The 25,915-nt window shown below is 69.9% G+C and carries 16 protein-coding genes; 6 read left to right on the forward strand and 10 right to left on the reverse strand.

Translation table 11 applies throughout. The features are described 5' to 3' along the window. Positions 1-586: 586 nt before the first annotated feature. On the reverse strand, positions 587-1,321 hold the full coding sequence (locus ACYVDK_RS06520; protein ID WP_460520738.1) for a glutamine amidotransferase: 735 nt from the start codon (positions 1,319-1,321) through the stop codon (positions 587-589). A gap of 127 nt (positions 1,322-1,448) precedes the next feature. Between ACYVDK_RS06520 and ACYVDK_RS06525 the strand changes: the two genes are divergently transcribed. Together ACYVDK_RS06525 and ACYVDK_RS06530 are read left to right on the forward strand one after the other, a co-directional pair. Beyond that, positions 1,449-1,658, forward strand: a complete 210-nt coding sequence (locus ACYVDK_RS06525) for a heavy-metal-associated domain-containing protein (RefSeq protein ID WP_460519681.1) — start codon at positions 1,449-1,451, stop codon at positions 1,656-1,658. A 181-nt stretch (positions 1,659-1,839) separates the two neighbouring features. After that, positions 1,840-4,062, forward strand: coding sequence for a heavy metal translocating P-type ATPase (locus tag ACYVDK_RS06530; protein ID WP_460520740.1), 2,223 nt, complete (start codon positions 1,840-1,842; stop codon positions 4,060-4,062). A 283-nt stretch (positions 4,063-4,345) separates the two neighbouring features. Here the strand turns inward: ACYVDK_RS06530 and ACYVDK_RS06535 are convergent, their stop codons facing one another. Beyond that, positions 4,346-5,293 (reverse strand): aminoglycoside phosphotransferase family protein, encoded by a 948-nt coding sequence (locus ACYVDK_RS06535; protein WP_460519684.1) that lies wholly within the window; start codon positions 5,291-5,293, stop codon positions 4,346-4,348. 201 nt (positions 5,294-5,494) lie between these two features. On the opposite strand from ACYVDK_RS06535, the gene ACYVDK_RS06540 reads away from it, so the two are divergent. Beyond that, a complete protein-coding gene (locus ACYVDK_RS06540; RefSeq protein WP_460519687.1) occupies positions 5,495-7,231 on the forward strand; it encodes a class I adenylate-forming enzyme family protein in 1,737 nt (578 codons plus the stop codon). Between the two features lie 133 nt (positions 7,232-7,364). On the opposite strand, the gene ACYVDK_RS06545 is transcribed toward ACYVDK_RS06540, so the two are convergent. The 5 genes from ACYVDK_RS06545 to ACYVDK_RS06565 all read right to left on the reverse strand — a co-directional run bounded on the left by ACYVDK_RS06545 (position 7,365) and on the right by ACYVDK_RS06565 (position 15,048). Beyond that, positions 7,365-8,849, reverse strand: a complete 1,485-nt coding sequence (locus tag ACYVDK_RS06545; RefSeq protein WP_460519690.1) for an aldehyde dehydrogenase (NADP(+)) — start codon at positions 8,847-8,849, stop codon at positions 7,365-7,367. Positions 8,850-9,063: 214 nt separating this feature from the next. Continuing rightward, complete coding sequence (locus tag ACYVDK_RS06550) at positions 9,064-10,671, reverse strand: molybdopterin-binding protein (RefSeq protein ID WP_460519693.1); 1,608 nt, start codon at positions 10,669-10,671, stop codon at positions 9,064-9,066. Positions 10,672-10,883: 212 nt separating this feature from the next. After that, positions 10,884-11,783 carry a fumarylacetoacetate hydrolase family protein gene (locus ACYVDK_RS06555; protein WP_460519696.1) on the reverse strand — a complete coding sequence of 300 codons (900 nt, stop codon included), beginning with the start codon at positions 11,781-11,783 and terminating at the stop codon, positions 10,884-10,886. A gap of 262 nt (positions 11,784-12,045) precedes the next feature. After that, a complete protein-coding gene (locus tag ACYVDK_RS06560) occupies positions 12,046-13,761 on the reverse strand; it encodes an IlvD/Edd family dehydratase (protein WP_460519698.1) in 1,716 nt (571 codons plus the stop codon). Positions 13,762-13,884: 123 nt separating this feature from the next. After that, the gene (locus ACYVDK_RS06565) at positions 13,885-15,048 is read right to left on the reverse strand and encodes a low temperature requirement protein A (RefSeq protein ID WP_460519701.1); all 1,164 of its coding nucleotides are present in this window, start codon (positions 15,046-15,048) and stop codon (positions 13,885-13,887) included. Between the two features lie 257 nt (positions 15,049-15,305). On the opposite strand from ACYVDK_RS06565, the gene ACYVDK_RS06570 reads away from it, so the two are divergent. Beyond that, on the forward strand, positions 15,306-16,625 hold the full coding sequence (locus ACYVDK_RS06570; protein ID WP_460519704.1) for a S1C family serine protease: 1,320 nt from the start codon (positions 15,306-15,308) through the stop codon (positions 16,623-16,625). 185 nt (positions 16,626-16,810) lie between these two features. On the opposite strand, the gene ACYVDK_RS06575 is transcribed toward ACYVDK_RS06570, so the two are convergent. After that, entirely contained in the window at positions 16,811-17,587 is a 777-nt protein-coding gene (locus ACYVDK_RS06575) for an Fpg/Nei family DNA glycosylase (protein WP_460519706.1), read from the reverse strand. Between the two features lie 105 nt (positions 17,588-17,692). Continuing rightward, positions 17,693-22,810, reverse strand: a complete 5,118-nt coding sequence (locus tag ACYVDK_RS06580) for a DEAD/DEAH box helicase family protein (RefSeq protein ID WP_460519709.1) — start codon at positions 22,808-22,810, stop codon at positions 17,693-17,695. 68 nt (positions 22,811-22,878) lie between these two features. On the opposite strand from ACYVDK_RS06580, the gene ACYVDK_RS06585 reads away from it, so the two are divergent. Beyond that, complete coding sequence (locus tag ACYVDK_RS06585) at positions 22,879-23,583, forward strand: alpha/beta fold hydrolase (protein ID WP_460519712.1); 705 nt, start codon at positions 22,879-22,881, stop codon at positions 23,581-23,583. Positions 23,584-23,663: 80 nt separating this feature from the next. Here ACYVDK_RS06585 and ACYVDK_RS06590 read toward each other — a convergent pair whose 3' ends face one another. Continuing rightward, complete coding sequence (locus ACYVDK_RS06590; RefSeq protein ID WP_460519715.1) at positions 23,664-24,413, reverse strand: ArsR/SmtB family transcription factor; 750 nt, start codon at positions 24,411-24,413, stop codon at positions 23,664-23,666. Positions 24,414-24,480: 67 nt separating this feature from the next. Here ACYVDK_RS06590 and ACYVDK_RS06595 point away from each other — a divergent pair, with 67 nt between their 5' ends. Then, entirely contained in the window at positions 24,481-25,911 is a 1,431-nt protein-coding gene (locus tag ACYVDK_RS06595; protein ID WP_460519718.1) for an MFS transporter, read from the forward strand. The last annotated feature ends 4 nt before the right edge of the window (positions 25,912-25,915 follow it).

Genomic DNA, 25,915 nt, shown 5'->3' on the forward strand with positions numbered 1-25,915 from the left:
GGGATGCCTGCTGGGAGTGCCTGGTGCCACATCCAGAGGATATGAATACCAATGTACCCTACTTTGTGACCCCCATTTGGGGGTGGATTTCGATTCGAGGTCGCCAGGGCCTGCGAGCCGCCACCCCATCGCCTCGCGGTCGGGGCCCGCAGCCTCGTCCGGTGGGCCCGCGTCTTGTCCGGTGGAGCTCGGCGTCTCGCTTGGTGGGGCCTGGCGTCTCGCTCGGTGAGGCCCGCGTCTTGTCCGGTGGGGCCTGGCGTCTCGTCCGGTTGGGTCCGGCGTCTCGCTCGGTGAGGCCCGGCGTCGCTCGGTGAGACTAGCTGTACGGGATGAGACCTGGTGCACGACGCCTAGTGTCGTCGTGTACAGCTAGTCTCACCGCTGCCTCGGGGTCCAGATCGCGGATGCGAGGGTCGGGCTCGCGCCGCTGCGAGGGCCACTCCCATGGCAGCGGCGAGGGCCGGGCCGTTCGCGGCGCGGCTCGGCACCGCCGCTCGGGTGCGGCGCGGCGCGGCACCGCCGCTCGGGTGCGGCAGCAGCGCGCGGCGCAGCGCGGCAGCGCCGCTCAGGAGTGAGAGCCGGGCGCTCAGCGGGCGTAGCGCTCCGCGAACGTGCGCAGCAGTCGTGCCGGCCAGGTCACGGGCGGCGCCGATCGGATCGTCTGCTCCGTCGCATCCAGTTCGTGCGGCTCGAAGTAGCCCTCGTATCGATACGTGCGCACGCGCTCGACGATGTCGTCGGCCGTCAGCTCGGGGTGGAACTGCGTCGCATACAGGTTGGTCTTCACCCGGAACGCCTGCACGGGGCAGGCGTCGCCGGTGGCGAGCAGCGTGGCATCCGACGGCAGCCGTGTCACCGCCTCCTTGTGCCCCACCCATGCCCGGAACGTCGGTGGGATGCCCGCGAAGAGCGGATCGCGCACGCCAGCAGGCGTGAGCCGCACCTCGACCGCGTCGACGGGTTCGCCGTAGCTGCGATCGATCGCCGCGCCTCTGTGCACGCCGAGCGTGCCGACGCCGTAACAGGCGCCGAAGAAGGGGAAGTCCTCCTCGACGATGCGATCGAGCAGCCCTGACATCTCCGCCTCCACGCGCAACTGCACGTGCGACTTCGCACGCCGCGGGTCGCTCGCATTGAACGGGCTGCCGCCCACGAACACACCCGAGTAGTCGCCGAGGTCGACATCGGGCAGAGGATGTCGCTCGAGGCGGATGCGCGTCAACTCCCCCTCGCGCAGCCCGGCGAAGGAGCGGAACGCGGCGTACTCCGCATCGGCGAGGTGATCGTCGAAGCGGGTCGCGAGGAGCAGGAACGGGCGCACGTGCTCCAGCGTGTCACCTGTGACGAGTTCGAAGGGTGTCTGAAGGAATACAACGGAAAGGGATCCGGTTGACCCGTACATACCCCTAGGGGGTATGCTCGAAGTGTCGAGAACGAGAGGATTCCGAATGACCACCACCGAGTACGACGTGACGGGAATGACCTGCGGGCACTGCGAGCTGTCGGTGCGCGAAGAGGTGAGCGAGGTTCCGGGCGTTCAAGACATCCGGGTCAGCGCTCAGGACGGGCGCCTCGTCGTGACCTCGAACGCGACCATCGATGACGACGCCGTGCTGAACGCCGTGCGCGAAGCCGGCTACACAGCGGTGCGCCGCTGACGGTGAGACCACCGCTTCAGGTCGCACGGACTCCGGCGGGGAACGCTCCGCGACCCCGCGCTGTGCGACCTGAACGGAGTCGGACACCAGGCGACGAACGAGAACACGAAAGGGGGCGCAGGTGACCGCGCCACTGACATCCGCTACTGCTCTACCGAACGTCGAGCTCGAGATCGGCGGGATGACGTGCGCGTCGTGCGCGAACCGCATCGAGCGCAAGCTCAACAAGCTCGACGGTGTGAGCGCGACCGTGAACTACGCGACAGAGCGGGCGAGTGTCGCCGCTCCGGCGGATGTCGACGCCGCGACGCTGATCGCGGAGGTGGAGAAAGCCGGATACTCGGCGCACGTGCACGCTCCGGAGCCCGCGCGGCCCGCCGCGACGGAGGCAGATTCGCGGGCATCGGGTGAGGCATCCGAAGACCCGGAACTGACCTCGCTGCGAAACCGGCTGATCGTTTCGGCGGTGCTGTCGGTGCCGGTCATCGCGATGGCGATGATCCCTGTGTTCCAGTTCACCTACTGGCAATGGGCGTCGCTCACGCTGGCCGCGCCCGTGGTGGTGTGGGGCGCATGGCCGTTCCACCGAGCCGCCTGGATCAACCTGCGGCACGGCGCCGCCACCATGGACACGCTGGTGTCGATCGGCACGCTGGCCGCGTTCTTGTGGTCGCTGTACGCGTTGTTCCTGGGCACGGCGGGGATGCCCGGCATGCGGCATCCGTTCGAGTTCACCCTGCAGCGCACCGACGGAACCGGCAACATCTACCTCGAGGTCGCAGCGGGGGTGACCACGTTCATCCTTGCCGGCCGCTACTTCGAGAAGCGATCCAAGCGCCAGGCTGGGGCCGCGCTGCGTTCATTGCTTCAGCTCGGCGCCAAAGACGTGACGGTGCTGCGCGACGGACGTGAGACGACCGTCCCCGTCGGCGAGCTGCGAGCGGGCGACGAGTTCGTCGTGCGCCCGGGTGAGAAGATCGCGACCGACGGCGTCGTCGTGGCGGGGGCATCCGCGGTGGACGCCTCGATGATCACCGGCGAGTCGGTGCCGGTCGAGGTCGGCGTGGGAGATGCCGTCACCGGCGCAACCGTCAATGCGAGCGGTCGGCTCGTGGTGCGGGCGACGCGGGTCGGGGCCGACACGCAGCTGGCGCAGATGGCGAAGCTCGTGGAGGATGCCCAGGCAGGCAAGGCGCACGTGCAGCGGCTCGCCGACCGCATCTCGGGCATCTTCGTGCCGATCGTGCTCGGCGTGGCTGCCGTCACGCTGGTCGGATGGCTGATCGCAGGATTCCCCGTCGCGGCCGCACTCACCGCTGCCGTGGCCGTGCTGGTCGTGGCGTGCCCGTGCGCACTGGGGCTGGCCACGCCGACCGCGCTCATGGTCGGAACCGGGCGCGGGGCGCAGCTGGGCATCCTGATCAAGGGCCCCGAGGTGCTGGAGTCGACGCACAAGGTCGACACGGTCGTGCTCGACAAGACCGGCACGGTGACGACGGGCCGCATGGCGCTCGTCGGAGTGATCCCGGCCGCCGGCGAGGACCGTGCCGAGGTGCTGCGAGTCGCGGGCGCGCTGGAGAACGCGTCGGAGCATCCCATCGCGCGGGCGATCGCGGGCGCGGCCGCGCGGGAGACTGGTGAGCCGGCGCATCCGGAGGACTTCCTCAACATGCCGGGCAGGGGTGTGCAGGGTGTCGTCGACGGGCGCGCGGCGGTGGTCGGGAACACGGCGCTGCTGACGGAGTGGGCCGCACCGCTCACCCCGGAGCTGGCGGAGCAGCTGGCTCGGGCCGAACACGATGGCCGGACGGTGGTCGCCGTCGCGTGGGACGGCGCTGCGCGGGGCATCCTGGTCGTCGCTGACACGGTCAAGCCGACGAGCGCAGGCGCCGTGGCGCGCATGAAGAGGCTCGGCCTCACACCGATCCTGCTCACTGGTGACAACGAGGCCGTGGCAAGACACATCGCGGCCGAGGTCGGCATCGACGAGGTGATCGCCGGCGTGCTGCCGAAGGACAAGGTGGATGTCGTCGCCCGGCTGCAGCAGAGCGGCAAGACGGTCGCGATGGTCGGCGACGGCGTGAACGATGCGCCCGCGCTGGCGAAGGCCGATCTCGGCATCGCCATGGGGACGGGAACGGATGCCGCCATCGCCGCGTCAGACCTCACGCTCGTCGGCGGCGACCTGCGAGGTGCGGTCGACGCGATCCGCCTCTCCCGCGCCACCCTCGGCACGATCAAGTCGAACCTGTTCTGGGCGTTCGCCTACAACACGGCCGCCGTGCCGATCGCGGCGCTCGGCCTGCTGAACCCGATGCTGGCCGGTGCTGCCATGGCGTTCTCGAGCGTGTTCGTCGTGGGGAACAGCCTGCGGCTGCGCGGCTTCCGCACGATCGCCGATTGAGCGCCGGATGGTGAGCACCGGGACGGACTGACGTCCGTGCGGCGGACGCTGCTCTTCCGCCGCGTCGGGTCTTCCGCAGGGTCGGGACTTCCGCAGCGTCGGGGGCGACGTGCGCCGAGACTACGGTTTGCACGCCGGAACTAACGTTCCGGAGGTGAGACTACGGTCAAAGGCCGTAGTCTCGACGCGAAAACCGTAGTATCGGCGCTGGGTGGCGCTGGGCGGCGCTGGGCGGCGCTGGGCGGCGCTGGGCGGCGGTGGGCGGCGGTGGGTGCAGCGGCGGTCAGCGGCCGTAGGCCTCGGCCAGCAGCTGGGTGAGCACGTGTGTGCCCAGGGCGCGCATGCGCGGGTTGTCGTCGGACGACACCGCGAGCGCCGTGCCGATGTTGAGCGCCCAGCCGCGGGCGCGCAGCCAGGTGGCGGCATCCGTCGCGCCCGCCTCGGGATGCGACCCGTCGGCGACGACAGCGCGGAACACCGCACGGGCCTCCGGCAGGAACGTGAGCCACGCCGTGGCCAGGTCGGTAGCGGGGTCGCCCGCCGTGAGGTCGCCGAAGTCGAGCACGGCGGCGAGGGATGCGGTGTGGCCGGTGCGGGCATCCAGGAGCAGGTTTCCCGGATGCAGGTCGCCGTGCAGCCAGATCGGCACGCCCTGCCACGGCGGCGCAGCCAGCGACTCCTCCCACAGCTCGCCGAGCGCGGAGAGGTCCCAGAGGCGCCGCAGCTCAAAGAACCGCTCGCGCACGGCCCGGTCGCGCGAGACGAGCGGAACGCCGCGCACCGGATTGAGCGGGACGTCCGGATGCAGCAGCCCGTCCGGCGTGCGAGGCGCCGGTGTGTGCAGTGCGGCGACGAAGTGGGCGAGCGGCACCGCGAGGGGAGTGCGGTCGGATGCCGCGACATCCGCCGAATCGATGCCCTCGACCCAGCGCACGACGCTCCACGGCCACCGGAATCGTTCGCTCCGCACGCCGATGCGCACCGGCACCGGGCCGGGCACCGTGAGCTGCGGCGCGAGCACGGGAAGCCACCGCTGCTCGTGCTCGATGAGATGCGCTGCGACGTTGCGGCGCGGGATGCGCACGGCGAGGTCGTCGCCGAGGCGGAAGATCGCGTTGTCCCATCCGTTCGAGACCATCCGCAGGTCGCCCTGCAGGTCCGGATGCTGTTCCGCCAGCAGCGCCCGCACGAGATCCTCGTCGACGTGGATGTCTGCTGCCGGGTTCTGCATGGTCGTATCAGCGTAGCCGCGACAGACCGCCACCCGAATAGTGGTCGCGAGATGCCGTCGCGCGGCTCAGCGGCGGCATGACGCGTCCACAATTCGCCGATGGTGGAGGCATCCGCGGTACTACGGTCGGATTCATGGCGCACGTCGGCGCGAAGGGGCGTCGCGTGGTGCACGAGAACCCGAGACAGAGGAGAGGCGGCCATGACGGCAGAGGACTTCGTCGGCGAGAGCGCCGGCACGAACGACCCGAACGGTGAGAGCGCCGGCGCGAGTACGACGCGCAACACGGAGTACGACCCGAGCGAGTTCCGCCGGGTGTTCGAGAACCACTTCACCTGGGCTGCGGCGTTCGAGCGCAACACCCACCGTTATGCGCATCGGCAGGCGCTGACCGACCCGCAGTCCGGCCGCTCGTGGACGTACGAGCAGCTCGGCGAGGTCACCGGACGGCTGGTCGAGGGTCTGCGTGCTCGTGGTGTCGGTGTCGGCGACATCGTCGCGTACCAGCTGATGAACGTGCCCGAGTTCGCCTTCCTCTACATTGCGGCGCAGGGGCTGCGTGCGGTCAGCTCGCCGATGAACTTCCGGCTCGCTCCCGCCGAGACGGCGCACATCCTCTCGGCGCAGACGCCGACCGTGTTCGTGTACGACGTGGACGACACCGCCAACGTGCGCAGCGCGCTCGAGCTGTCGTCGCACACACCGCGCATCCTCGCCGGCGTCGGCGAGGGGGACCTGCTGCCCGGCGCAGTGCGCTTCGACGAGCTGCTGGCGGATGCCGCGCCGAGCTTCCACGCGCCGGCCGACGCGTCGACGTGGGACGAGACATCCCGCCTCTACACCTCCGGCACCACGGGCATGCCGAAGGCCGTGCCGCTGACGAGCCTCAACGAGGTGCTCACGGCGCACGACGTGATCATGCACTTTCCGCTCGCTCCGACCGACAAGTCCATGAACATGTCACCGTGGTTCCACCGCGGCGGCAACTACTGCGCCGGCCCGAACACGGCCTTCTACGTGGGCGCCGAGGTGGTCACGCTGCCCCGGTTCGATCCGCAGGTGGTGCTGGACGGCATCCAGGACTACAAGCTCACCTACGTCATCGGCGCACCCACGAACCTGGAACGCCTCGCGGATGCCCAGGAGGCTCGGCCCCGAGATCTCACGTCGCTGCACGGCATCGTCACGATGGGCGCCCCGCTCGACCGAGCCGCAGCCCTTCGCTACCAGCGGGTGCTGACCCCGCGCATCGCCAACGGCTACGGAACGACCGAGGCGTTCTGGAACACGTACCTGCGTCCCGACGACCTGCCGGATGCCGCCGGCGCCGCAGGCCGTGCCTGCCTCGACGACGACGTTGCGGTGGTCAAGGTGTTCGCCGACCGCATCGCCGGGCCGCAGGAGCAGGCGAAGAAGGATGGCCAGGAGATCGGCGAGGTCATCATGCGCTCGACGAAGAGCGGATACGCCTACCTCGGCGACGCGAAGGAGCAGGCGGAGAAGTTCCGCGGCGGGTGGGTGTATCCGGGAGATCTCGCCACGTGGGACGAGAACGAGATCGTGACGATCGTGGGACGCAAAGACGACATGATCATCTCCGGCGGCGAGAACGTGCATCCGGTGCAGGTCGAAGAGGTGCTCTCCGGCCACGAAGGCGTCGCCGACTCCATCGTCGTGGGACTCCCCGACCAGCAGTGGGGCGAACTCGTGGTCGCCTACGTGCAGCCGCACGGGGAGCGGTTCGCGGATGCCGCTGAAGCCGCCAGGGAGCTCGACGCGTTCCTGCGCGCGAGCGTGGCGCTCGCCGACTACAAGCGTCCGCGCAGGTACACGTTCGTCACCGAGCTGCCCTACACCGCCACCGGCAAGAAGCAGCACTTCAAGCTGAAGGCCCAGGCGCCGCAGGACGCCGCCGACGGGCGGTTCGTCGCACCGTAACGGAGTCGCCCTACCGTCGGTTGAGCTTGTCGAAACCAAGCAGCGTCTGAGAATGCGGTTTCGACAAGCTCAACCGGCGGTATTGCGACCGGCGGTCGCGGGCGGGGCGGCGTCGCTCAACCGATGGCGTCGCTCAGCCGGCGGTGGTGGGCGTCAGCACGGGGTGGCCGTTCACGGTGCGCGGCAAGCGCCACGGGTTGTCGTTCTGCAGGGCGGGCGGGAGCGCCGCGTTCGGCACATCCTGGTAGGCGACAGGCCGTAGGAACCGGCCGATGGATGCCGTGCCCACCGACGTGAAGTGCGGCGCCGTGGTGGCGGGGTACGGGCCGCCGTGCTGTTGGGCGTACGTCACGGAGACGCCCGTTGGCCAGCCGTTGTACAGTACGCGGCCGGCCTTGACGGCGAGCGCCGTGACGAGGGCTTCGGCGTCTGCGTCGGCGTTCGTGCCCTGCACCGTGGCGGTGAGTTGGCCCTCGAGCGCGCCCGCCACGGCGAGCGCCTCGGCGGGCGAGTCGTAGTGCACGAGCAGCGCGGCGGGACCGAAGTGCTCCTCGAGCAGTTCGGCGGGATGGGCGAGCAGCGTGGCGGCATCCGTTCCGTACAGCGTCGGAGTCGGCACGTCGGCGCGGGTCGGGTCGCCCGCGAGCAGTTCGACGTCGTCGCGGTGGGCGAGAGGCGCCAGGCTGTCGAAGAATCCGTCGCGGATCTTCGTGTCGAGCATCTGCCCGCCCGTCGTCGCCTTCACGGCCTCGACCACGAGAGGAGTCAGCCCGGTATCGCGCGGCACGAGCAGCACGCCGGGCTTGGTGCAGAACTGTCCGACACCGAGCGTCAGCGACGCCGCGAACCCGGTCGCGATCGCCTCCGCTCGATCCGCCGCAGCAGCGGCCGTCACGAACACAGGGTTCACGCTGCCGAGCTCCCCGTAGAACGGAATCGGTGTCGGGCGTGACGCTGCGAGGTCGAACAGTGCGCGGCCACCGCCGAGCGATCCGGTGAAGGTCGCGACCGTGAGGTCAGGGTGCAGTACGAGGTCGCGCCCGACCTGCCTGCCCTCGACGAGCGCGAACGAGCCGTCCGGGGCACCGGATGCCTGCAGCGCGTCGCTCACGTGCGCCGCGACCGCGCGCGACAGCTCTGGATGCGCCGAGTGCGCCTTCACGATGACGGGGCATCCGGCAGCGATCGCCGCAGCGGTGTCTCCGCCGGCGACGGAGAACGCGAACGGGAAGTTGCTGGCCGCGAACACCGCGGCGGGTCCGAGCGGACGCAGCATGCGCCGCAGATCCGGCCGCGGCCCCATGCCCCAGTGCGGGTCGGCGTGGTCGATCGTGGCTTCCAGATATGCCCCGCGCTCGAGCAGCGCGGCGAAGAGCCGCAGCTGGAACGTCGTGCGCACCAACTCGCCCTTCAGCCGCTGCTCGAGCAGGTGACTCTCCCGCATCGCCAGCGGGACCAGGGTGCCGGCGTCGGCATCCAGTGCGTCCGCGATCGCCCGCAGCCACCCGGCGCGCCGCGTAGGCGTCGATGCTGCGAGAACGGGAGCGGCCTCCACCGCGGCAGCCATCACCACGTCGAGCTCCGCGTTCGCAGGTGCCTCGGTCGTCGTTGCGCTCATCGTGTCTCCTTCTGCTGCCGGCCACGCGTCAAGAAAACGTTACCTGGCCTATCCTCTCGCACTTCGGTCCCAGCTCTCTCCGCACGATCTGTGCACGGTCGCTCCACGGTTCTCCACGGTTCCGCAATCCCTTCAGGTCGCAGTTTCGGTCGTCAAGGCCCTGCGGTCCCGACAGAAACTGCGACCTGAACGGCGGGGCAGAGACGACACCGGGCTACCGCACGGTCACCGAGATCGTGTGCCAGCCGGTGGCGCCGTTCGGCGCGGGCGGCGCCACTGCGGATGTCTGGGTGTAGCCGTGCGTGTTCGTCGCCCGCACCTGCAGCTGGTGCCGGCCGCTGACGGCATCCCACTCCCACACCCACTGCCGCCAGGTGTCGGCGGAGATGGCCTCGGCCAGTCGTGCCTGGTGCCATTGCCCGTCGTCGACGCGCACCTCGACGGAGCGGATGCCGGTGTGCTGGTCCCACGCGACCCCCGCCACCGCGTACCGTCCGGCCGGAATCGTCCCGCCATCCAGTGGGCGGTCGATGCGCGACGCCGTCTTGATCGGACCCTTCGCCGACCAGCCCTTGTCGGTCCAGTAGCCCTGCGCCTGGTCGAAGCGGGTGAGCGTGAGCCGACTCAGCCACTTCGTCGCCGAGACATACCCGTACAGGCCGGGCACGACCATCCGCACCGGAAAACCGTGCTCGAGGGGTAGGGGCGAACCGTTCATGCCGACGGCGATGAGGGCATCCGTTCCGGTGTCGGTGAGCACGCTGAGCGGTGTGCCTGCGGTGAATCCGTCGACGCTTCGCGAGAGCACCATGTCGGCGGATGCCCGGGGGGCGGCCCGCGCCAGCAGTTTGCGCACCGGATACCCCAGCCAGACGGCGTTGCCGACCAGGTCGCCTCCGACGTCATTGGAGACGCACGCCAGCGTGATCGCGTGCTCCTCGAGCGGCAGTGCGAGCAGCTGTGCGAACGAGAGTGTCGTCGGGTTGCCGATCATGCCGTCGATCGTGAGCTTCCACGTGTCAGGGTCGACGGCCGGGATCTGCAGTGCGGTGTCGATGCGGTAGAAGTCGGTGCTCGGCGTGATGTAAGGGGTGAGGCCGCTCAGGCGCAGGTCGGCGCCGGCCGACACAGGAGGTGCTGGCATCACCGGCCTCGGCAGGTGCACGAGAGCGCGGGCCGAGGCGATGGCCACGCTGCCCGCGTTGATCGTGCGGGCGACCACCCCGGCGATCAGCGCGACCGCTCCGACGCCGATCCCGAATGCCAGGAACGATCTGCGGGTGCGCTCCGGGCTGCTGCTCGGCACGCGCGACGGTTGCGACGCGGAGGACCATTCGCGGAGCCGATCGATGGCACGAACCAGCACGTACACGCCGACCAGCGTGCCGGCGACGGTGGGCAGGAGCCACCAGTACGTGGCATCCGCTCGGGTCATCACCGCGATCAGCGCAACCAGCCCGACCAGGCCGAGCAGGAGCGCTCCGAACGGGCGCCTCACCAGTTCAAGGATGCCGGCGACGCACGCCAGCGCGACCACGAGAACGCCCAGGCAGACGAAGAGGAACACCTTGTCGCCCGTGCCGAAGAGTGCGATCACCACGTCTTTGAACCAGCCGGGGGTGAGGTCGATCACCCACGATCCCACCGCGAACAGGGGACTGGATGCCGCGCCCACGAACACCGCCAGCACCTCGGCGACCGCCCACGCGGCGACCGCGGCGACGACTCCGCAGGCTGCGGCAGACGCAGACAGGGCATGACCCCGCGGAGCAGGGGCGGGCGGCTCGGTCGCGGCGCTCGGCGCGGTGGTGGCGCTCGGCATGTCGCTCAGCCTAGGTCGGTGGCCCTCCAACCGGCTGTGCGTCTCGAGGTGGGCGCCGCCGAATTCTCTCGAGGTGGGCGCCGCCGGAATCGTGGACGCTTGTAGTCGCTCGAGCGAGCTCCAGCGGCATCTCGAGTCCACTATTTCGGGGTGCGGCGTTTCTATTTCGGGGTGGGGCGTTTCGATTTCGAGGTGGGCGCCTCGGGCGCGCTTCAGCGGCCGACGCGGATGACGGGGTTCGAGAGGGTGCCGACGTCGTCGATGCGGATGGCGACCTCGTCGCCTGGCGTGAGCGTGAAGTCTGCGCTCGGCACGATTCCGGTTCCGGTCAGCACGATGGTGCCGTCGGGGAAGTCGAGGCCGCGGAAGAGCCATTCCGCGAGGTCGGGGAGGGCGCGAGCCATGGCATCCGTCGACGTGGCGCCCTCGAACACCGGCTCGCCGCCACGGCTGATGGTCATCGAGATGTCGAACGGCGGTTGCGCAAGCCAGGCCGGCACGATCTCGGGGCCCAGTGCGCAGGAGGCGGTGTAGACCTTGGCCTGCGGAAGGTAGAGCAGGTTCTCTCCCTCGATCGAGCGACTGGATGCGTCGTTGCCCGGCACGTATCCGAAGATCTCGCCGCGGGAGTCGAGCACGATGCCGAGCTCCGGTTCGGGCACATCCCACGTAGAGTCCGCGCGCACTCCGACCGGGTTGCGGTCGGCGACGACGCGGGAACCGGTCGCCTTGAAGAACAGCTCCGGCCGCTCTGCGACGTAGACGCGGTCGTACGGATCGCCGTCGGTGGCCTCCTCGATGCGGCCGTCGCGGCTGCGCAGGTAGGTCACGCCTGCGGCCCACACCTCCTGGCCGGGGTCGACCGGCGCGAGCACGGCATCGACACGGATGCCCGAGCCGGCAGAGCGTGCGTCATCCCCGGTCTGCCGGGAGGTCGCGTCGTGAGCTCGCCCGATGCTCGCACGGGCATCCGCCTGCGGCAGCCGCAGCAGCTGGGACAGCGTCATCCCGAGGGGCGCATACGCGTCGCCCGAGCGCACCGCCCAGAGCACCTCGTCGCCGGAGCGCACCCGCGCCAGTGCGATCGGCGCGCGGTTCGTCATGTCATTCATGCTGTTCCTCTTCATCTCTCGGGCGTTCTCCGCAGCCTGCCGGGGCCTTCCGCGCCGGACCCTGCGCATTTCTCAGGAGTCGTTGACGATGTGTGCGGCGAGGGGTGCGACAATCCGGGATCGAGATGCGGGACGCGCCGCGATTCTCCTGAGAAATGCGCAGTCCAGGCGGACCAGGCAGTCCAGACGGGCGGGGCGGGCGGGAAGGGCGGGCTGGAAGGGTGGGAAGGCAGCGGGCTGTCGCTGCCGACGCGCGCACTGCTCAATGCGACTCCCTCGTGACCTTCGCGCCGCTGGCGCCCACGAGGAAGTCGAGGTCGGCACCGGTGTCGGCGCCCTGCACGTGTTCGATGTACAGCTTCTGCCAGCCACGGTCGGCACGGGCGAACGCGCCGGTCTCGCGGAACGGGGGCTTGCGCAGCGCGAGCTCCTCGTCACTGAGCTCGACCTCGATGCGTCGGGCAGGGACATCCAGCGAGATGATGTCGCCGTCGCGTACGAGCGCGAGCGCGCCGCCTGCCGCAGCCTCGGGAGACACGTGCAGCACGACGGTTCCGTACGCGGTGCCCGACATGCGTCCGTCGCAGACGCGCACCATGTCGCGCACGCCCTGCTTGAGCAGCTTCGGCGGCAGCGGCAGGTTGGCGACCTCGGGCATGCCGGGATAGCCCTTCGGCCCGCAGCCGCGCAGCACGAGCACGGAGTCGGCGTCGACGTCCAGTTCGGGGTCGTCGATGCGCGCATGGAAATCCTCGATCGAGTCGAACACCACGGCACGCCCGCGGTGCACGAGCAGTTCCGGCGTTGCCGCAGCCGGCTTGATGATGGCGCCGCGTGTGGCCAGGTTGCCGCGCAGAACCGCGATGCCTGCGTCATCCTGCAGCGGATCTTCCCGCAGTGAGATCACGTCGCGGTCCCAGACCGGATGGGTGCCGAGGAAGTCCACCAGGGGAGCCCCCATCACGGTCTGCGCCACAGGATCGAACAGGTCCTTCACCTGGTCGAATACGGCCAGCACACCGCCGGCACGGTACAGGTCTTCCATGAGGTACTCGCCGGCCGGTTGCAGATTCACCAGCAGCGGCACGTTCGCGCCGATGCGGTCGAAGTCGTCGAGCGTGAGGTCGATGCCGAGCCGGCCCGCGATGGCGAGCAGGTGCACGACGGCGTTCGTCGATCCGCCGATCGCGGCCAGCGCGACTATCGCATTGTGGAACGACTCCTTCGTGATGACCTTCGACACCGTGCGGTCCTCGGCCACGAGCTCGACGGCGAGGCGTCCGGTGGCGTGGGATGCCTCGAGCAGTCGCGAATCGGCGGCCGGGGTGCCCGCCAGACCGGGGATGGTCATGCCGAGCGCCTCGGCCATGATGCCCATGGTCGATGCGGTGCCCATCGTGTTGCAGTGGCCCTTGGAGCGGATCATGGAGGTCTCGGACCGCTCGAACTCCGCCTCGCTCAGCGTGCCGGCCCGCACCTCCTCGCTGAGCTGCCACACGCCTGTGCCGCAGCCCATCAATGCGCCGCGGAAGTGTCCGTTCAGCATCGGACCGCCGGGCACGACGACGGCGGGGATGTCGACGGATGCCGCGCCCATCAGCAGCGCGGGAATCGTCTTGTCGCATCCGCCGAGCAGTACGACGGCATCCACCGGATTCGCACGAAGCATCTCCTCGACCTGCATCGCCGCGAGGTTGCGCCACAGCATCGCGGTCGGCTTCACGAGCGTCTCGCCGAGCCCCATGATCGGGATCTCGACCGGGATGCCGCCGGCTTCGTAGACCCCGTTCTTCACGTACTGGGCGACCTCGTTCAGGTGCAGGTTGCACGGCACGAGGTCGCCTGCGGTGTTCGCGATGGCGATCTGCGGGCGCTTGCCGTCGAACGCGTCCGCGGGGATGCCCCGACGCATCCATGCGCGGTGGATGTACGGGTCACGGCCCTCGCCGCCGTACCAGTCCTGGCTGCGCAGGGTCATGGGCAAGCTCCTTCGCTCGTTGTCATCGTGCCGCTGTGCGCGGGGAGTGCGTCTCGGCCAGCTCCAGGGTGTGCCTTCGGCCAGTCCTAGTCTGCCGAAAATGTTCGAATTCCGCGCAATTGTTCAGATGGTCGGAAGCGCAGGCGGCGATGCGTCGCGCATGGCCCGCCGGGCCAGCAGGTGGCCGAGCAGATCGAGCACTACGAGCGCTGAAGCGGTCAGAGTCAGAGTCGCCCAGCCCGGCAACCCGACGCTGAGCAATGCAGTCGCTGCCGGCAGCACGATCGCCGGAACGAGGAGCGCGACGATCAGTGACCGGCGTCTGCCGAGGCGAAGGCCGACGAGCGCGTTCGACGCGTAGAAGGCCGCGATGCCGCACGAGAGCAGGAGACGCGTCGGGAGGGCGAGCGGCGCATCGCCGTTGTGCACGGTGATGCCGATGGCAGCCGAGATCAGGGTGAGCCCGGCGATGAGCGGAAAGGGCAGATACATCACAACGTCGCGCAATGCGCCGAACGACTGGGCTGTGCGCATCGAGTTCAGTCCACGTTCGGCGCTGGGTGCTCCCCAGCGGAAGAACGCCCGCGCCAGGAGCGCACAGATCAGCAGGCCGGCGAGGCCCGCTGCGGCCCCGGATGCCGTCGGATGCTCAGCGAGCCTGGTCACGCTGAGATACACCGCTTCGCCGATGACGATCACGATGAAGAGCCCGATGCGGTCGATGAAGTGCGACACGCTCACCCGTCGGTACACCTCGTTCGCGAACCCGCCGCGCGCCGACAGCAGCACCACCTCGACGGCGACGGCGATCGCCCAGATTCCGTACCGGTACGGCGGCGGGACCGCGATCGACGCCAGCCACACTGCGGCGGTCGCCAGGTTGTACGTGAGGAGGCGCCAGAGCGGAACCGCCGACAGGCGAGCGTGATGCGGCAGCAGCCACATCGCCAGGAGCACAAGCCGGATCCACGCCGCTCCGACGGCGTAGAGCCAGCCGTACTGCACGATTCCTGCCGCAATGGAGATCGCCATCGCCGCAGGGCCCGGCATCGCGGCGATGAAGAGCACGCCGATCGCCGGGAAGCGGTCGCCGTACAGATTGTTGGTGGCCATCAGATTGACCCAGGCCCACCAGAGCGGGATGAACAGCAGCAGAACCTGGGCGACGGTCGGCACGTTCGGGCTCGTCTCGATGCGCTCGGCGGCGATCGCGACCACCACGACGAACACGAGGTCGAAGAGCAGCTCGTACCAGTCGGCTGCCCTCCGAACCTCGCTCGGCCGCATCGCCGCTGGTTCGTTCCGCGGCGTCGCAGGCCGCTCCGCCGCCATCACCGGACCTCCGCCATGCGGATCATCCCCACACGCTAACCCGACAGGCACCCGCCGACAGGCACTCGCCGCCAAGCCCGACGAACTGCTCCCTTCGGCATCCGGATGCCCCTGACGCCCGTTGGCACAGCTGTCTCCCAGCTAGCATCCACCATTCATAGGAACTACATGGAGCAGGCAAAGAGCTTTTCCGACCGGCGGAGGTGCACTGGATGCATCGAATCGACCTGAACGGAACGAAGATCATGCGCAATCACACGAGCAAGCGACGTACGGCGGGCTGGATCACGGCTGCGGTGGCGGCATCCGTCGCCTTCGGGCTGGCCGGTGTGGCGGCCAGCGCGGCCACAGTGGACGGCGTAGCGGCCGCGTTCTCCAAGACGGCGATCGCGCATAGCGGCGAGCGCGTCGGGTACGGGTGGTCGTATGGCAGCAGCCAGGGATCAGGCGGCCAGGGTGCGGGCGGCCAGGGATCAGGCGGATCGAGCTCGAGTGGCGCCGCTCAGGCCGCTTCCGCAGGCGAGCAGAAGGGCGTCGTCGTGATCGACACCAGCCTCGCGTACCAGGGCGCCGAAGCCGCCGGCACGGGGATCGTGCTCACCAGCTCGGGCGAGATCCTCACGAACAACCACGTCGTCGACGGCTCCACGAGCATCAGCGTCACTGTGCCGGCGACCGGGGCGACCTACCGGGCGAATGTCGTGGGCACGGATGCGAAGGACGACGTCGCTGTGCTGAAATTGAGCGGTGCATCCGGGCTGGCCACGGCCGCAATCGACAATGATGGCGTCACGGTCGGCGAGAACGTGACGGCCGTCGGAAACGCCGGCGGCACCGGTTCGCTCGTCGCCGCCGGCGGGTCGGTGACCGGAACCGGAAAATCGATCACCACCCAGGCAGAGGGCGTGGTCGCCTCGGAGTCCCTGACCGGTCTCATCGAGACCAATGCCGACATTCAGGCCGGCGACTCCGGCGGACCGCTCTACGACTCCCAGGGCGAGGTCGTCGGCATCGACACCGCGGCATCAGCGAGCCAGAACGTGTCGGACGGCTACGCGATTCCGATCGAGACCGCGCTCGGCATCGCGCACCAGATCGACTCCGGCAGGGCAAGCTCCACGGTCACGATCGGACTCCCGGCGTTCCTCGGAGTCGAGGTGGCATCGAATGCCGCCTCGTCCGGATACTCCGGCACGGGCCTCGGCGGTTCGGGACTCGGTGGGTCGGGCCTCGGCGGTTCGGGACTCGGTGGATCGGGCCTCGGGTACGGCAACGCCTACGGCAACAGCCAGACCGTGACGCAGGGCGCTGCCGTGGGCGGAGTCATCGCCGGCACTCCGGCGGCATCCGCCGGGCTCGCCGCGGGCGACACCATCACCGCGGTCGACGGCACAGCGATCGCCTCGTCGAGCGACCTCACCGCGGCGCTCGCGCAGCACAAGCCGGGCGACTCCGTGACGATCACCTGGGCCGACGGTGCAGGCGCCTCGCACTCCGCGAGTGTGACGCTCACGTCGGGTCCCGCCGCGTGAGTTCAGTCGACGGTTCCCCGCGGTGAAACCCCTTCCGCGGTGGTTCGGGCAGACGCGCACCGCTCGCGCGCGGCATGTCTGCCCGAACCGCCGCGGTTCGTAGAGACTCGGCCCGGGTGGCCGGGTGGCCGGGTGGCCGGGTGGGCCGCTGGGTGGGCCAGGTGGCCCGGGTGGCCCGCCGTGCCTCAGGTCTGGCAGCGCGGGCAGTACCAGGTCTCCCGCAGCTCGAGGGTGCTCCGGCCCAGCGGCATGCGCTCGATCGGGGAGCCGCAGCGACGGCACGGCATCCCCTCGCGGCGGTGCACGTACGAGGTGCGACCGCGACGCGTCTCACCGGTCGTCGAGCGGATCGGGCGGTCAGCATTCGCCACGACCATGCGATGAGCGAGCGCGACGGTCTTCGAGAGGTCGACGTCGCGCACCGGGCGAGTAGGCAGCATCCCGCGCACGAAGCAGAGCTCGTTCACATACTCGTTGCCGAGTCCGGCGAGATTGCGCTGGTCGAGCAGCGCGACTGCGATCGGAGCATCCGGATGCCCCGACAACCGTCGCACCGCCTCCCGTTCATCCCAGTCCGCGCCGAGCAGATCGGGGCCGAGGTGACCGACGGCATCGGGTTCGCGTGCGGTCGGCAGCACCTCCAGCAGGCCCAGCTCGAAGCCGACGGCCTGAGCGGTCGCCGTTGCGAGCACCGCACGTGCCTTGAATGCGGGGCGACGCCACGGCTCTCCTGGCGCATACACGCGCCACTCGCCCTCCGTCTTGAGGTGGCTGTGGATGGTCTGCGGCCCGACCCGCATGAGCAGGTGCTTGCCGCGGCTCACGACGTCGTGCACGAGCTGCCCGGTCAGGTCGACAGTGGCGAAGGCAGGAACCCGCAGGTCGCAGCGGATGAGCACCGAGCCCGCCAGCGCCTCGTTCAGCAGGCGAGCCTGGCGGTAGACGCTGTCCCCTTCAGGCATCGGCGTGGCTCCACAGCGGTGCGTCTGCGCCACTTCTTCGTGACTGCGCCAGGCATTGCGGCGCAGTCGCGCCGAAGTGGCGCAACTGACCGGATCCAGCGGCTCTCACGACCGCAGCCTCAGCCCGCGCGGGGTCGGTGCGAAGCCGGCCGCGATGAGCGCCTCGCCGAACGGGGTCCCCAGCACGAACTCGCCGCCCACGGTCTCGATCGTGAGCGTCGAGATGCGGCCGCGATGGATGGCATCCGCCAGCGCCCGCGTCGCCGGCAGCATCACCTGCTCGTCGTGGTCGAACAGCAGTGTCGTCTTGCCGCCGCGTTCCACGTAGAGCACAAGGGCGCCGTCGACGAGCACGACGATGCCGCCGGCCTTGCGCCCTGGTCGGTGGCCGGTCGCCGATACGACGCCACCCGCTGTGGATGCCTGCGGCCACGGCAGTGCCCCGCCATACGGATTCGCCGGGTCGGTCGCCGCGAGCGCGACCGCGTTGCGCGGCGGCTCGAGCGTGGAGTCCAGCGTGAATGTGCGCAGCCTGTCCACGGTCGCGCTTGTGGAGAACTGGGCGGCGCCGAGCGTCTCGACGAAGTATCCGCGACGGGCGCGGCCGGACTCCTCGAACCCGCTGAGCACCCGGTAGGCGAGCGCGAAGCCGCCCGGCTGGTTCTCGGCCATCACACTGCCCCGTGTGACGACACCGTACCGATCGAGCAGCGTCTCGGCGGCGGCCTTCGCGCGCAGCGTGGCATCCGTCTCCGTGTCCGACAGGGTCAATGGCAGGATCGACCAGCGCCCGGCCGTGGTCGGCGGCCCGGATCGCGCGGATGCCGCTCGAAGCCCCTCCGCCATCGTCGGCCTCCCGTAAGCGCGGGGCATTCGCACCCGAGCGCGCGGCGTCGACCGCTGCGGCTTGTGCGCGCCTCGGCCACCGGTGAGCGCGCGCAACGGGGCGAACGTGTCGTTCGTGACGAGACCTGCCCAGACGAGGTCCCAGAGCGCCGTGGCGAGGGCGGTGTCATCGAGCGAGCCCACAGCGTCTGAGAGTTGCCGGAAGAAGAACGCACCCCCTGCGCCGAGCGCCGCGAGCACCTCGCGCTGCAGCTCGTCGGTGGCGTGCTCGGGCGGCGTCGTCATCGTCAGCGGTGCACTGTCGGTCAGGTGCAGGCTCACCCAGCCGTCATTGCCGGGCAACGAGCCGCTCCCGCTCCACAGCACCTCGCCGCTCGCCGTCAGCTCGTCGAGCATCGCGGGCTGGTAGTCCGCTACGCGTGAGGGCAGGATGAGGCTCTCCCAAGCCGAGGCGGGAATACGAGTGCCGGCGAGCTGCTCGACGACGGATGCCACGGCATCCACTCCCCGGAGCGCGCCACCGACGTGCTGCCAGTCGGGCAGGAACCGGGCGAAGGTCTTCGGATCGACGGGCTCCACCTCGTGCCGCAGAGCTGCGAGCGAAAGCCGGCGGATGCGCCGCAGCACTTCCGCGTCGCACCATTCGGTGCCGCTTGCATCGGGTCGGAACTCGCCCTCGGTGATGCGGCGGCCTTGCGCGAGTCGGCGGAGTGTGTCGTGCGCCACGGCGTTGCCCAATCCGAAGCGGGATGCCGCGTCGCCGACCGTGAACGGGCCGTGAGTGCGGGCGTAGCGGCCGAGCAGGTCGCCGAGCGGGTCGGCCACCGGCTCGATGAACGCCGCGGGCACACCGATCGGGAGTGGAACGCCGAGCGCGTCGCGCAGCCGCGCGGCGTCTTCGATCGCGGCGTAGTGCTCGGCGCCCGCGATCGTGATCCGTAGCGCCCGCTTCGCGGCGACGAGCTCGTCGAGCGCCGCGAGCCCGGCTGCCGCCGTGGGTCGCCCATCGACAGGCTCGGGAACAGAAGGCGGCGCGGCGGCCGTGTCGACCCCAGGTCCGACCGTTGCGGCGGGTGGGTTTCGATACGCGGCGCCTTCGGCGTCGCTACTCAACCGGCGGGAGGGGGTGGCGTCTTCGGCGTCGCTACTGAGGCGGCGGGAGGGGCTGGGGCCTTCGGCGTCGCTACTCAACCGGCGGGAGGTGGGAGCGTCACCGTCGGCGGTGGTACGGGACGGCGACCATCGCTGCGCCAACTCGTCGGCGGTGAGCGGGCCGAGCAGGCGCAGCAGGTCTGCGGAGCCCTCGAGGCCGAACATCCTGCGCTCCGGCGTCAACCGCTGTATCTCGCGTTCCACGCGTTCGATCACCGCCGGATCGAGAAGCTCCCGCAGCTCCGCGCGACCCAGCAACTCCGAGAGCAGCGAGGCATCCACCGCCAGTGCCGCGGCCCGGCGTTCGGCCAGCGGCGAATCGCCCTCGTACATGAACGCTGCGACGTATCCGAACATGAGGGAGCGCGCGAACGGGGATGCCTCCTCGGTGCCGACCTCGACGATGCGGATGTCTCGCGCGGCGATCCGGGTCGCTATCCGCCGCAACGACGGCAGGTCGTACACGTCCTGCAGGCACTCGCGCATCGTCTCGAGGATGATCGGGAACCGCGGATGCCTGCGCGCGACATCCAGAAGCTGCGCCGCCTTCTGCCGCTGCTGCCACAACGGCGAACGCTTGCCCGGGTTGTACTTGGGCAGCAGCAGGGCACGCGCTGCGCACTCGCGGAATCGTGAGGCGAACAAAGCGGAAGCGCCGACCTCGTCGGTGACGATCTGCTCGAGCTCGTCCGCCTCGAAGACGAAGAGGTCGGCGCCGGGCGGATCGGACTCCGCATCGGGGATGCGCACCACGACGCCGTCGTCGCTGGCGATGCACGACCCGTCCACGCCGAGCCGCTCCCGTATGCGGGCCGCCACAGCGAGCGCCCAGGGTGCATGCACTTGCATGCCGTATGGGGAATGCAACACGATGCGCCAGTCCCCGAGCTCATCCCTGAATCGCTCGGCGACCAGCGTGCGGTCGGTCGGCAGGTGCCCGGTCGCCTTCCGCTGTTCGTCGAGATACGTCAGGAGGTTGCCGGTGGCCAGAGCGTCGAGTCCGGCGTCGGTGGCGCGGGCGCGGGCATCCGATTCGGTCGCCGACGAAACCTCCCGCACGAACGCACCGACCGCCTCGCCGAGCTCGGCAGGGCGGCCGATGCCATCGCCTTTCCAGAACGGCAGACGCCCCGGCTCGCCGAATGCCGGGCTGACGAGCACGCGGTCGTGCGTGATCTCCTGGATGCGCCAACTCGTCGCCCCGAGCGCGAACACGTCGCCGACGCGCGACTCGTAGACCATCTCCTCGTCGAGCTCGCCGACCCGCCTGCCGCCCTTGGCCGGGTTCGTCTCGTCGTCGCTGCCGACCATGTAGACGCCGAACAGGCCGCGATCGGGAATGGTGCCGCCACTGGTGACCGCCAGTCGCTGCGCCCCGGGACGGGCGCTGAGCATGCCGCGGTCCCGGTCCCACACCACCCTCGGCCGAAGCTCGGCGAACTCGTCACTCGGGTAACGTCCGGCGATGAGGTCGAGCGTGGCGTCGAACGCGCCGCGCGGCAGGGTCGCGAAGGGAGCGCTGCGGCGTACGGTGTCGAACCATCCGTCGACGTCGACCGGGTCGAGCGCGGTCGCCGCGATCGTCTGCTGCGCGAGGATGTCGAGCGGATTCGCCGGCACCCGCAGCTCTTCGATGAGCCCGGCGACCATCCGCTCGCTGGCGACGGCGGTGTTGATGAGGTCGGAACGGTGCTTGGGGAACATCACACCCTTCGACACCTCGCCGACCTGATGCCCGGCCCGGCCGACCCTTTGCAGACCACTGGCAACCGACGGTGGCGCCTCGACCTGCACGACCAGATCGACCTCGCCCATATCGATTCCGAGTTCCAGGCTGCTCGTTGCGACCACGCAGCGCAGGCGGCCGCTCTTCAGGTCGTCTTCGATGACGGCGCGCTGCTCCTTGCTCACCGAACCGTGGTGGGCGCGAGCCAATATGCCGGAGTCGGAATGCGCCTCTTCGGTGCCGGTCGTCCACTCGCGCGGCTGGCGCCGTTGTTCCACGACGGTGCTCACGGACCACGGGTCGGCGGATGCCGCGGCTCGGCTGGCCTTGGTCTGCCCGGAGCCGCCCATGAGCTCAGCGGGAACGCGCCGGGAAGGCGCGCCGGAACTGCTGGTTGAGCCTGTCGAAACCAGCCCGTTCGGAGAACTTTCCGCTAGGCTGGTTTCGCTCCCGAGCCGCACGGCCGTCCCGTCGCTTCGCGACGCGCCGGAACCGGCGGCTGGGGGCCCAGGCTCGACCAGCGGTGTGGTGGCGTCATCGAGACGCTCTTGATAGATCTCGTTCATCCGCGCCGTGAGCCGTTCGGCCAGTCGGCGGGAGTTCGCGAACACGATCGACGACCGATGCTCGAGCACGCGGTCCACGATCGCCTGCTCGACGTGTGGCCAGATCGATCCGGAGTCCTCCCGGCGAAGCGTAGCTTCGTCGGCGCTGGCGTCGCGGCGGCGCCCCACTGGGGCGCCGCTTTCAGCTCCTGCGCGCATGTCTTCCACGGGTACGACGACGGTGAGGTCGAACCGCTTCTGCGACGGCGGAGCGACGATCGTGACCGGATTGCGTCCGCCGAGGAACCGCGCCACCTCCTCCGGCGGGCGCACCGTCGCGGAGAGCCCGACGCGCTGCGCCGGTCTCGCGAGCATGGCATCCAGCCGCTCCAGCGACACCGCGAGGTGTGCGCCCCGCTTCGTCGCGGCCACCGCGTGCACCTCGTCGACGATGACCGTCTGCACGTCGGCGAGCGTCTGGCGCGCCCGCGAGGTGAGCATGAGGAACAGGGACTCGGGCGTGGTGATCAGGATGTCCGGCGGCTTCGTCAGCAGCGCCCGCCTGTCGTTCGCGGGCGTGTCACCGCTGCGCACACCGACCGTGACGTTCGGCGGTTGCGCACCGAGCCGCTTCGCCGTCTGAGTGATTCCCACGAGCGGGGAGCGCAGGTTGCGCTCCACATCGACGCCGAGCGCTTTCAGCGGGGAGATGTAGAGCACTCGCGTTGCACGCTTCATGTCCGGCTTCTCGTCGGCATCGCTGTGCATGAGGCGGTCGATCGCCCACAGGAACGACGCGAGCGTCTTGCCCGAACCGGTCGGAGCGATCACCAGGGTGTGTTCACCCCGGGAGATGGCGTCCCACGCACCGACCTGGGCAGCGGTGGGCGCGTCGAACGCCCCCTCGAACCACGCTCGCGTGGCGGGAGAGAAGCGTTCGAGCACGTCGCTCATCGCTCCATCCCAGCACGAACCACCGACAAGCGCTCGCCGCTGTCAGGGGCAGGCGTTACGGTCGCGGCATGCATACCTTTCTCATTCCTGGACTCTGGCTCGACGGCTCATCGTGGGATGCCGTCACTCCCGCCATCGAGGGGGCCGGGCACCGTACGCATCCGCTGACCATGCCCGGATTGGAGTCGGACGACGCCGACCGCAACGGGATCACCCTCGACTCGCACATCGACCACGTCGTGCATCTCATCGACGAGGTGCCGGGCGAAGAGAAGGTCGCTCTGGTGGCGCACAGCGGCGGCGCGCTCGTGGCGTTCGGCGCCATCGATCGGCGGCCGGAACGCGTCGACCGCGTCGTCTACGTCGACAGCTGGCCCGGCGGAGAAGGGTCCATCGTCAACGACGAGGTTCCGCACGATGACGTGGACATGCCGTTCCCCGGCTGGGACGCCTTCGAGGAGGGCGACGTGCGCGACATCACACCCGAGCTGGGGGAGGAGATCGCCGCGCACACGCATCCATCGCCATCGCATGCCGCGACCGATGCGTTGCACTTGACCGATGAGCGGCGACTGGATGTGCCCGCGACCATCGTGATCACCACGATGACGGCGGAAGACATGAACGAGCTCGTCGACCGCGGCGTCGCCTGGCTGGGCGACACCCCGCGGCTGTCGTCGCTGCATATCGCCGGTCTTCCCACCGGCCACTGGCCGCAGTTCACCAAGCCGAACGAGTTGAGCGAGCTGATCGTCGACGCGCTGGGGGAGTGAGACCCGAGGCCAGTGAGTTCCGGGGCCCGTGCGACCCGGGTCCAGTGAGACCCGCGGCGTGCGATATCACGCGGTGTCGCTCAGGCCGACCGTGCGGTGTGCGCGGCTCCGAGAAACTCGGCGAGCGCGTCGCGCCCCCGATCGGTGACCCGGATGCTCCGCGGAACCCGTCCGCGCTCGATCCAGCCGGCTTCGAAGAATCTCGTGGCGATGGCAGTGCCAAGCGGACCGGAAAGGTGGTGTGCCTGCTCCGTCCAGTCGACGCAGTACCGCAGTGGGATCGTCGTGGTCAACGCAGCATGAGGGACGCCCCACCCGGTCAGGGTCGACACCCCCGACGGGGTCAGGCGGTAGCGATCGCTGCGTCCCGGTGCGGAAAGCTGGTCCATCGGATCGTCGGGGTGGTGCACACCGTCGCCGCCCACGACGCATCCACTGTCGATGAGGTGCCGGAACAGGTCGACGCCGAATCGCCCGGCGAGGTGGTGGTAGCAGGTGCGCGCCGTTCGGAGGGCTTCGGTGCGAGTGTGCTCGCGAAGCGACGTGATGGGCGTCTTCGGTGCTATGCGGGCGAGTGCTTCGAGCACGCCTTCGACATCGCCGTTGGCGAGCCGGTAGTACCGGTGCCGGCCTTGGGGAACCACGACGACGAGTCCGAGGTCGAGCAGCAGCGCGAGGTGTGCGCTCACGGTGGATGCCGCGACGCCGGCCTCCTCCGCCAGCCGTCCGGCAGGCAGCGCCCTCCCGTCGGCCAGCGCCATCAGCACCCGTACGCGGCGCGGGTCGGCGAAGGCGGATGCCGCCCTGGCGAGATCCGGTGTGGCTGACATAGTCGTCAGGCTACGTCGTAATCGTTTCGACGCATCCCGAAACGTTCCTCGACCAGCATCGATGATCATGACTCCTGATCGAACCGGCCCGCTCTCGATCGCCGGCCCGCTCCCGACAGCCGGCCGGGTTCTCACGGCCGCGCTGTGCGGCGGCTACTTCCTCGTGCTGCTCGACGTGACCGTCGTCAACGTGGCGCTGCCGAGCATCGGCGCCGGGCTCGGTGTGCACTCGCAGGGTCTCGTCTGGGTGGTGGATGCCTACACCGTGCCACTCGCGGCCCTCCTGCTGGCGTCGGGCGCGATCGGGGACCGGATCGGTCATCGCAGCATCGTGATCGCCGGATTCCTCGGCTTCGGCCTGGCCTCGGTGGTCTGCGCGATCGCACCGTCGTGGCCGCTGCTCATCACCGGACGCGCGCTGCAGGGGGTGTGTGCGGCTCTCGTGCTGCCCGGCACGCTCGCCCTCCTGGTCGACCGAGCGAGTGGCGGATCCGCGCGCTCGCGGGTGGTCGGGATGTGGGCGGCCATCGGGGGCGCTGCGCTGCCGGCCGGGCCACTCATCGGCGGCCTCCTCGTCGCCGCGGCAGGCTGGCGTGCCGTGTTCTGGCTGAACGTGCCGGTCGTGGCCGTCGCGCTCATCCCTGTCATGGCATCCCGCCGCTCCACGAGGTCGGGGCAGCGCGCGACCGGGCACATCGACTGGCTCGGCGCGATTGCGCTGACCGTCATGTTCGCGGCGTTGGTCACCGCCGTCGTTCAGCTGGCGGCCCCTCTGCTCGCCGGCGCCGCAGCGGCGATCGTCGTGGTCGCCGCGTCGGCATTGTGGTGGGTGGAGCGCGGTGCGAGGCATCCGTTGCTGCGCGTGCCGAAAGCGGCGCGTCGTCCACTCCTCGCCGCGTGCGGCGTCGCGGGCCTGATGAACTTCAGCGCGCTCGGCGCATTGTTCGTGCTCACCCAGATCCTGCAAGACGTGCGCCGGCTCACGCCGTTGGCTGCTGGGCTCCTTCTGCTGCCCGGTATGCTGCCGCTTCCGGTGCTCGGCGCACCGTCGGGCCGGCTCGTCGCGCGGATCGGTCACTGGCGAACCGCTGCGATCGGTCTGGCCGTGGCCGCACTCGGATTCGCGGGGCTGGCCGCGAGCATCGAGATCACGGAGCCATGGTGGATGGCGGCGCTCGCCGTGTCGCTCGTGATCTGGGGAGCCGGAATCGGCATCCTCACGCCTGCCGTCGTCGCCGGAGCACTTGCGGCGTTGCCGGATGCCTTGGGCGCGGCATCCGGCGTCGGCAACACGGCGAGGCAGGTCGGCGGTGCGATCGGCGTGGCTGTCTTCGGAGTGCTCGCGGGCGATGCATCCGCCGCTGCATTCGCGCCGCGCGTGAGCTTCGTGTTCGCGGGGGCGGCCGTCGTCTTCGCGGCGGTCGCAGCCATGTGCGCCATGGTGCCAGGCGGACGTCGACGAGTCGGTCACGGTGGAGAGACGGAGCTGGTGGAATAAAACG

This window comes from Humibacter antri (assembly GCF_054777235.1).